Annotated in this window: 8 protein-coding genes; 2 read left to right on the top strand and 6 right to left on the bottom strand. The window is 74.5% G+C overall.

The window, feature by feature from the left end:
* From FOE67_RS13815 to FOE67_RS13800, 4 genes are all read right to left on the bottom strand, one after another.
* Positions 1-729: DNA cytosine methyltransferase (locus FOE67_RS13815; RefSeq protein ID WP_182664081.1), on the bottom strand; the 729-nt coding region annotated here is incomplete at its 3' end.
* A gap of 73 nt (positions 730-802) precedes the next feature.
* Positions 803-1,186, bottom strand: coding sequence for a very short patch repair endonuclease (locus tag FOE67_RS13810; protein ID WP_182664085.1), 384 nt, complete (start codon positions 1,184-1,186; stop codon positions 803-805).
* Positions 1,187-1,455: 269 nt separating this feature from the next.
* Positions 1,456-2,136: a DUF305 domain-containing protein gene (locus tag FOE67_RS13805; protein ID WP_182664079.1), complete on the bottom strand. Its 681-nt coding sequence runs from the start codon at positions 2,134-2,136 to the stop codon at positions 1,456-1,458.
* 123 nt (positions 2,137-2,259) lie between these two features.
* Entirely contained in the window at positions 2,260-2,715 is a 456-nt protein-coding gene (locus tag FOE67_RS13800; RefSeq protein ID WP_182664077.1) for a DUF6153 family protein, read from the bottom strand.
* A 215-nt stretch (positions 2,716-2,930) separates the two neighbouring features.
* Between FOE67_RS13800 and FOE67_RS13795 the strand changes: the two genes are divergently transcribed.
* Complete coding sequence (locus FOE67_RS13795) at positions 2,931-4,115, top strand: FUSC family protein (protein ID WP_182664075.1); 1,185 nt, start codon at positions 2,931-2,933, stop codon at positions 4,113-4,115.
* A gap of 116 nt (positions 4,116-4,231) precedes the next feature.
* On the opposite strand, the gene FOE67_RS13790 is transcribed toward FOE67_RS13795, so the two are convergent.
* Positions 4,232-4,612 (bottom strand): cupin domain-containing protein, encoded by a 381-nt coding sequence (locus FOE67_RS13790; RefSeq protein WP_228473865.1) that lies wholly within the window; start codon positions 4,610-4,612, stop codon positions 4,232-4,234.
* A 287-nt stretch (positions 4,613-4,899) separates the two neighbouring features.
* Between FOE67_RS13790 and FOE67_RS13785 the strand changes: the two genes are divergently transcribed.
* Positions 4,900-5,256, top strand: coding sequence for a hypothetical protein (locus tag FOE67_RS13785; RefSeq protein WP_182664073.1), 357 nt, complete (start codon positions 4,900-4,902; stop codon positions 5,254-5,256).
* Between the two features lie 91 nt (positions 5,257-5,347).
* On the opposite strand, the gene FOE67_RS13780 is transcribed toward FOE67_RS13785, so the two are convergent.
* On the bottom strand, positions 5,348-5,983 hold the full coding sequence (locus tag FOE67_RS13780; protein ID WP_182664071.1) for a hypothetical protein: 636 nt from the start codon (positions 5,981-5,983) through the stop codon (positions 5,348-5,350).
* Between the last annotated feature and the right edge of the window lie 83 nt (positions 5,984-6,066).

Genomic DNA, 6,066 nt, shown 5'->3' with positions numbered 1-6,066 from the left:
GGCATGGGTGGGCTCGGGGTAGCGCAGCGTCTCCGGGCCCGGCACGTCCCTGCGGACCCCGATCACGATGGCCCGCCGCCGGGTCTGCGGCACGCCGTAATCGGCGGCGTTGAGCAGGTAGCGGCGCCGGCGTTCGGCGGGGGTGTCGCTCTCCTCGGCCCCCGGCGGGTCCACCAACCGGTAGTCCGCCAACTCGCCGCCGGGGCGGGTCTCGACCTCCAGGTCGTGGAACTCGGGGGAGGTGAGGAAGCGGTCCACGTTCTCGATGACGAAGACCTTGGGTCGGATGACGTCGCTGACGATCCGCACGTAGTGCCGCCACAGCTTGTTGCGCGGGTCGTCCGGGTCGCGCTTGCCCAGGCCGGAGAAGCCCTGGCAGGGGGGACCGCCGAGCACCACCTCGGCGGCCGTCTCCTCGCCGGTGGGCTGCCAGTGCTCGATGTCGCCGGTGTGCACGTGGCCGGTGCCGTCCCCGGGGTGCCCTTCCCGCCCGCCGTCCTCCGGGTGGAAGTTGGCGGTGTAGGTGGCCGCGGCGTCCGGGTCGCGCTCGATCGCCAGCACCGAGCGGAAGACCGGGCCGGCGGACTCCGGGCGGCCGGCGGGCCGGAAGGCGGTGAAGCCCCGGGTGAACCCGCCGCAGCCGGCGAAGAGATCGACGAGGGCCACGGGCTCGTCCGCGGACGGGCCGGCGACGGCGCCGGGCGCGGGAGCGGGTTCGGCGACGGTCATGGCGGGGAGTCTAGCCGGCGCCCCGGTCCGGCACGGCCGCCCGCCGACCGCCCCCGGGGCGTCGGCGCCGCGCTCACTCCTCCTCGCGGCAGGCCAGGACGACGGCCGCGACGCTCGCCGCGACGTCCTCCGCCGCCTCGTGCTCCCAGAAGCGCAGCACCGTCCAGCCGGCCTCGGTGAGCGCCCGCCCCGTCTGGAGGTCACGGGCCTTGTTGCCGTCCAACTTGCGGCGCCACCACTCGCTGTTGGACTTCGGACTGGTGGCGTGCTCGGGGCAGCCGTGCCAGAAGCAGCCGTCGAGGAAGACCGCGACCCGGACGCCGGGGAAGGCGATGTCGATCTTGCGGCGGGGCAGGCCGGGAACGGGGCGGTGGAGGCGGTACCGGTACCCCGCCGCGTACAGCAGGCGCCGCACGGCGACCTCCTGCGCGGTGTCCCGCACGGCCTGCCGCCTCATCCGGGCCGAGACCTCCGGGGAGGAGGGCACCGGCCGCCCCGGCGCGGCGGGGGCCGCGTCACGGGCCGCGTCGGGGTCGGGGACGACGGCCGGGGCCGGGCCTCCCCCGGCGGGATCGGTCGCGTCGGGTTCGGGGGCGTTCGCGGGTGCGGTGGATTCCGTGGGCTCCGGTCCTGCCATGGGCACATCCTGCCGGCCCGCCGGCGACGACGGGGCCCGCCCCGACCGGTCGGTGGTCGGGACGGGCCCGGGGTCGCACGGGGCGGCCGTCAGCGCCCGACGGGCTCGCCGAGGAGTTCGCGCATCCGCTCGATCTCGGCCTCCTGGCCGTCGATGATCTCCCGGGCGAGGTCGGCGGTCGGCTCGTGGGAGCCCTCCTCCAACACCTCCCGGGCCATCTCCAGCGCCCCTTCGTGGTGCTCGATCATCAGCTCCAGGAAGGCGGTGTCGAACGCCTCGCCGTCCAGCGCGGCGAGGCGGTCCATCTGCTCCTCGGTGAGCATGCCGGGCATCCCGTGCATGTCGTGCGTCTCGTGCCCGCCGTCGCCGTGACCCCCGGTCCCCTCGGCGTCCCACTCGCGCAGCCAACCGGTGAGGGTCTCGATCTCCGGGCCCTGGGCGGCCTCGATCTCCTCGGCGAGGGCTCGGACCTCCGGCGAGGCGGCCCGGTCGGGGGCGAGTTCGGACATCTCCAGGGCCTGCCGGTGGTGGGGGATCATCTCGCGGGCGAAGGCGATGTCCGCCTCGTTGTGATCGTCGCGGTCCCCCTCGTCCTCGACGGCGGACGCGCCGTGGCGGGGGTGGTCGGCGGAGCCGTCGGCGGTGCCGCAGGCGGTGAGGGTCAGGGCGCCGGCGGTCAGCGCCGCCGCCGCGAGGAGGCGACCGGACCGACCGCGACGGGCGGGAACGGCGGGAACGGCGAAGAAACGAACACGGCGTGTCGCACGCATGGTGAAGGACTCCTGCGATGGTTCGCCGCCGGGCGCGCGATGGGGCGCCCGGGGCGGAAACGGAAAAGGGAACACGGCGGCACCGGGCGCCGGTCGCGGGGGACCGACCGCCCGGGGGCGCTCCTATATCCGCAGGAGTTGGAGTTCGCTGAGCGAGGGCGGCGCCCGACAGCCGATCGGCGCGCACGGCCGGGCCCCGATCGGCACCGTCACGGGAACCGGCAGCGGGGCGATCGAAGTGGGCAGCGGCGGGGCCGGTGCGAGGGCCACGCCGGCGGCTGCACAGCCGACCTCGGTCCGCTCCGTGTGCCCGCAGGGCTCCCGCACGTCGGCGGAGCGCTCGACACCCGGCCGGCCGGGCGCGTGCGGGACGGCCGTGGAGGGGTGCGTCGGGCCGTGGGCCCGGGTCGGACCGTGATGAGCGGCGTGCGCGGCGGGACCGGCGGCCGGGTGCGCGGCCGGGTGGTGGCCCGGCGCCGTCACGGCGGCGTGGGCGAGGGCGGGAAGCCCGACCCCGTGCAACAGCAGCACGCCCAACAGCAGCGGCAGCACCCGGAACAGCCGAATCGACCGGGACACGCCGCCCCGCCGTTCCGCACCGCTCCGTCGTCCGCCCACGCCCCTCATCCTAGGCAACGGCCCCGTCCGGGATGCGGACACCTCGGGCCAACCGGTTGCCATGGCCATCCATCCGGGCAGGGGCACCCCCGGCGGCACGGTTGTCGGGTGACAACGACCGCCCCCGGTGCCGGCCCGGGCACCGGGACCGGGAACCGGGACGCGAAGGAGGACGGATGAACCCACTGGGAACGGTGCGCCGCGGCACGTCCGGGGCCCTGGACCACCTGCGGCGCGCGGCGCGCGGCCCGGGGTGGGAGCGCGACGACGTCGTCCTCCAGTTCAAGATCGTCGGCGCCACGGTGGTCGCCTGGCTGATCGCCTCGGCGGTGCTGCCCTCCACCGTGCTCACCTTCGCCCCCTTCACCGCGCTGCTCGTCCTCCAGGGCACCGTGCACCGTTCGCTGAGCGTGTCGCTGAAGTACCTGGCGGCGGTGGTGGTGGGGATCGGCCTCGCCGCCGGCTTCGGCGTGACGGTGGGGGTGCACGGCTGGTCGCTGGCGGTTTTGATGATGCTCGCCCTCGCCGCGGGCCGGCTGTGGCCTTTGGGCAACGAGCGCACCCAACTGCCGGTGGTCGCGCTCTTCGCCTTCGCCGCCGGGGGCGGGGACCCGGACTACGGGCTCGACCTGCTGCTGGCCGTCGCGCTCGGCGCCGGGTGCGGCCTGGGTTTCGCCGTGCTGCTGCCCCCGGCCCCGCACCGGCGGGGGGACGCGGAGAAGGCGTGCGCGGACCTCGCCGGCCGGGTGGCGGGCGTGCTGCGGGCGCTGGCCGCCGGGCTGCGGGAGGAGGCCCCCGACGATCGGACCGTGGCGGGCTGGGAACGGCGGCTGCGCGACCTGGACTCGTTCACCCGGCACGCGCGGTGGGCGGTCTCCGAGAGCGAGGAGGCGGCCCGTCCCCTGCCCGGCCGACCCCCCCGGCGGGGCCCGGGCGGCCCGGCCACCGGCGGCGCCCACCCGCCGGGGCCGGCGATCTCCGACCCGGCCGCCCGGCACACCGCGGTCAACACCCTGGAACGGGTGGGGTTCCGCGCCCGCTCCATCGTGCGCGGTCTGACCTACGCCGCGCGCAGCGACCACTACGGTTCCCTGGCCCGGGACTTCCTCCGCGACTACGCCGAGCTGCTGGACCGCACCGCGACGGCGGTGAAGCGGTACGGCGTCGGGGCCTCGCGCAGCGACATCGACGAGGAGGAGTTGGGCATGTCCCTGGCCCGGGTGCGCGAGATGTACCGGGAGTTGGAGGAGCGCTGCCGGCGGGAGAACCTGGACGCGCCCGGCGAGTGGCCGTTGTACGGGGCGCTGCTCGCCGACGCGCACCGCATCGCCGACGAACTGGAGCACCCGGGGCTGGTGTGAGGCGTTCCGCGGCCCGCCGGCCGACCGGGATCCCGGTCGGCCGGCGGGCCGTGGAGGGGTTCGATGTGGCCGGGTCCGCCCCGCCACCGACGGGGCGGACCCGGTCGGTGCGGGCGTCAGACGCCGGCGGGTGCGGCCATCCGCTTGGCGTAGTCGGCCATGCCGGTCCAGTCGAGGAGGACGCACGGTTCGTCGCCGAGCACCCACGCGTCGTGGCCGGGGTCGATCTCCATGAAGTCCCCGGGGCCGTACTCGGCCTCGTCGCCGTCGTTCATGACGACCTTCATCCGGCCGCTGACGCAGTAACCGGTGTGGGCGGCCTCGCAGCTGTCCGTGCCGGCCATCGGCTTGACGTGCTTCGACCACTGCCATCCCGGCTCGAAGATCGCACGGCCCACGAGCCCGTGCTCGGTCTCCAGGATGTCGAGGTGTCCCTTGTGGTCCTCGAAGGGACGGACCTCGTCGGCCGAATCGAAATTCCTCTTGACGATGGTCATGATCATCCGCCTCCCGGCGGGATGGTTGAGCTGTCCCGAGTCCACTTTCCAGGCTACGCCGCTGGGCGCGGTCCACCCACTCCGCCGGTGGCCGCCGGTGGCCGCCGGCCCGACGGACCGGCCCGGTGACGGGCCGCCGGAGCCGGGTCGGGCGACATCCGCCCCCTCGCCGTCCCCGGGCCCGGGGCGGTGCCGGCCGAACGGCCCGGTACCCAGCCCCGGGGATGAGCCCCGGGTCATTCCCCGGGTCGATGAGTTGACCGCCCCGACCGGTGCACGATCACACCATGACCGCGAAGGCCGTAGCCGACCTGCACGAGGTGTACGTCCTGCTGGACTCCCTCTCCGAGCCCTCCGACATCCGCCGATTCGAGGAGTTGGAGGCGGCTCGCGAGAAGGTACTGGCGGCCGCGTCCACCCTGGCCGGGGAGATCGACCGGCACGACCTGCACCATCGCTTCCGCTCCGCCGTCCGGTCGATGGAGAAAGCCCGGAGGATGGGACGCGCCCACCGCCGGAACCCCCTCGGCCGCCCCCTCTCCCACATGCGCTTCGCGTTGAACATCGGCAGCGCGCAGGGCAGCGTGCACCTGATCCTCGCCGCGGTGGACCCCGGGAACGCGCCCGCGCTCCCGGAGACCTGACCGCCCCGGCCCGGGGGCTGTCGGGCGCCCCGGGAGGAGGGGGACGCCCGGCCCGGTGCCGGGCGTCCGGTGAGAGGGGTCGATCCGCCGCTCAGTTGTAGTCGACCTCGCAGGCGGCGTCGGTGTTGTAGGGGGTGAAGATGCCGTCCGGGTTGTCCCAGAACAGCCACACGTACAGGGAGTAGGCGTCGGGGGCGTCGTCGCCGTTGAACTGGTCCTCGATGAGGCCCGCCCCGTTGTCGTCCCCGTTGTCGCCGTTGGTGTCCTGCTCGTCGAGCTGCTCGCCCGTGTCCCGCTCCTCCGGCGGGCTCTCGAACGTCTGACCGAACAGCTCGGGCGGGTCCTGACCCTCGTCCGCCACGATGTACTCCACCGCACCCAGCCGCAGGTCCCCCGGCTCGCCGTCCGGATCGGGCAGGTAGACCAGTACGGGCGGCTGCTCCCAGTTCACGTCCTGGTTGATGTAGTCCGGGTTGTAGTAGTGGTAGCCGATGGCGCCGTCGTCGGTCTCGACGCACTCCTCGGCCTGCACGTAGCCGTCCTCTATCGCCTGATCCACGTCCTGGTACGGCTCCATCGCCTCCCGGAGGTCCTCGATCTCCTGCTGGGTCTGTTCGTCGAGGCCCTCCTCCCCGTCCTGGGCCACGGCCGGGAGCGCGGGTCCCAGTGCGAGGGCACCGGCTCCGACCAGGGCGATCGCCGAACGACGCACAGAGGTTGATGTCATGACAGACCTCGCCTTTCCATGGGGGATTCGGAAGGGAATTCCGGAGGAATTCGAGAAGGGTTCGTGCCGGGCGGGAGGGATGG

The organism is Streptomyces calidiresistens (assembly GCF_014141525.1).
In the GTDB taxonomy this organism is placed as follows: Bacteria; Actinomycetota; Actinomycetes; order Streptomycetales; family Streptomycetaceae; genus Streptomyces; species Streptomyces calidiresistens.
This window is presented reverse-complemented; position numbering and strand designations above follow the sequence as displayed.

What these genes read in the sequence shown, in the direction of transcription:
- FOE67_RS13790 (WP_228473865.1), bottom strand. Translation starts at nt 4,612, where the DNA reads ATGACCATCGTCAAGAGGAATTTCGATTCGGCCGACGAGGTCCGTCCC.
- FOE67_RS13780 (WP_182664071.1), bottom strand. Translation starts at nt 5,983, where the DNA reads ATGACATCAACCTCTGTGCGTCGTTCGGCGATCGCCCTGGTCGGAGCC.
- FOE67_RS13805 (WP_182664079.1), bottom strand. Translation starts at nt 2,136, where the DNA reads ATGCGTGCGACACGCCGTGTTCGTTTCTTCGCCGTTCCCGCCGTTCCC.
- FOE67_RS13810 (WP_182664085.1), bottom strand. Translation starts at nt 1,186, where the DNA reads ATGAGGCGGCAGGCCGTGCGGGACACCGCGCAGGAGGTCGCCGTGCGG.
- FOE67_RS13785 (WP_182664073.1), top strand. Translation starts at nt 4,900, where the DNA reads ATGACCGCGAAGGCCGTAGCCGACCTGCACGAGGTGTACGTCCTGCTG.
- FOE67_RS13795 (WP_182664075.1), top strand. Translation starts at nt 2,931, where the DNA reads ATGAACCCACTGGGAACGGTGCGCCGCGGCACGTCCGGGGCCCTGGAC.